Below are 2,163 nucleotides of genomic sequence, written 5' to 3' on the forward strand. Positions count from 1 at the left end.
CAGGTTCTATTTCACTCCCTTATTCAGGGTTCTTTTCACCTTTCCCTCACGGTACTAGTTCACTATCGGTCTCTCAGGAGTATTTAGCCTTAACGGATGGTCCCGCCAGATTCATACAGGATTACTCGTGTCCCGCACTACTCAGGATACTACTATCTAAACTTCGCTTACCTTTACGAGACTATCACTCTCTATGGTTTGTCTTTCCAAACAATTCTAGTTCACTTAGTGTCGAATATTGTAGTCCTACAACCCCAGTATTGCCGTAACAACACTGGTTTGGGCTAATCCGCGTTCGCTCGCCACTACTAACGGAATCACTTTTGTTTTCTTCTCCTCCGGGTACTTAGATGTTTCAGTTCTCCGGGTTCGCCTCCTTACGGATACTATATCTTCAATATAGTGGGTTGCCCCATTCGGATATCTGCGGATCAAAGTGTATGTGCCACTCCCCACAGCTTTTCGCAGCTTATCACGTCCTTCTTCGCCTCTGAGAGCCTAGGCATTCCCCATACGCCCTTACTTAGCTTATTGTACTTTTTGCTTTTTTAATGAGTTGTGATTAATTAGATTATCGCTCGCGTGATTCTAATTAATCTGAATTATTTTTAATATCAGATAAATCTGATATTAATTTCATGTATCTTTTTCAATATGTCAATGAACGTTTTTCCGTTTAACGGAATTGTGGAGAATATCGGAGTCGAACCGATGACCTCTTGCGTGCAAGGCAAGCGCTCTAGCCAGCTGAGCTAATCCCCCCTTTTAATGAAATTTCAAAAATCAATTCCCAAATCCCAATAAAATAAGATGGATCTCCCAACTTCTAAAATTTCCTTTCAATATTTAATGAACTTCTCTAAAATTGACCCCTTTTTATAAAATCAATCTTAAATCGTAGTCTCAGGCAGACTCGAACTGCCGACCTCTACATTATCAGTGTAGCGCTCTAACCAGCTGAGCTATGAGACTATTTATAGTCTTCAGTTTTCAGTTTTCAGTATCTCTACTGAGCACCGTGTTCTGGTGACTTATTTTTTAAATTAACAGCAATGAGAATAAACTATTTCTTTTCTAAAATAATTTTAACCTACTAGTCGTCTTTCTCTAGAAAGGAGGTGTTCCAGCCGCACCTTCCGGTACGGCTACCTTGTTACGACTTAGCCCTAGTTACCGATTTTACCCTAGGCCGCTCCTTGCGGTGACGGACTTCAGGCACTCCCAGCTTCCATGGCTTGACGGGCGGTGTGTACAAGGCCCGGGAACGTATTCACCGGATCATGGCTGATATCCGATTACTAGCGATTCCAGCTTCACGGAGTCGAGTTGCAGACTCCGATCCGAACTGAGACCGGTTTTATAGATTCGCTCCACCTCGCGGTGTGGCTGCTCTCTGTACCGGCCATTGTAGCACGTGTGTAGCCCAGGACGTAAGGGCCGTGATGATTTGACGTCATCCCCACCTTCCTCACAGTTTGCACTGGCAGTCTTGTTAGAGTTCCCATCTTTACATGCTGGCAACTAACAACAGGGGTTGCGCTCGTTATAGGACTTAACCTGACACCTCACGGCACGAGCTGACGACAACCATGCAGCACCTTGTAAGTAGTCCGAAGAAAGATCTATCTCTAAATCATGCAACTTACATTTAAGCCCTGGTAAGGTTCCTCGCGTATCATCGAATTAAACCACATGCTCCACCGCTTGTGCGGGCCCCCGTCAATTCCTTTGAGTTTCATTCTTGCGAACGTACTCCCCAGGTGGGATACTTATCACTTTCGCTTAGCCACTGAGCCGAAGCCCAACAGCTAGTATCCATCGTTTACGGCGTGGACTACCGGGGTATCTAATCCCGTTCGCTCCCCACGCTTTCGTCCATCAGTGTCAGTACATTATTAGTAATCTGCCTTCGCAATTGGTATTCTATGTAATATCTATGCATTTCACCGCTACACTACATATTCTAACTACTTCATAATGACTCAAGATTAGCAGTATCAAAGGCAGTTCTACAGTTAAGCTGCAGGATTTCACCTCTGACTGACCAATCCACCTACGGACCCTTTAAACCCAATGATTCCGGATAACGCTTGCATCCTCCGTATTACCGCGGCTGCTGGCACGGAGTTAGCCGATGCTTATTCTTACGGTACCGTCAAGCTC

Annotated in this window: 2 tRNA genes and 2 rRNA genes; all 4 read right to left on the minus strand. The window is 44.8% G+C overall.

What is annotated here, in order from left to right:
• Positions 1–533: ribosomal RNA gene (locus FUA22_RS08060) — 23S ribosomal RNA — on the minus strand; the annotation flags it as partial.
• 155 nt (positions 534–688) lie between these two features.
• Positions 689–762 (minus strand) — tRNA-Ala (locus tag FUA22_RS08065).
• Positions 763–898: 136 nt separating this feature from the next.
• Positions 899–972 (minus strand) — tRNA-Ile (locus FUA22_RS08070).
• A 139-nt stretch (positions 973–1,111) separates the two neighbouring features.
• A 16S ribosomal RNA gene (locus FUA22_RS08075) occupies positions 1,112–2,163 on the minus strand; the annotation flags it as partial.

Source organism: Seonamhaeicola maritimus (assembly GCF_008056315.1).
Classification (GTDB): Bacteria; Bacteroidota; Bacteroidia; order Flavobacteriales; family Flavobacteriaceae; genus Seonamhaeicola; species Seonamhaeicola maritimus.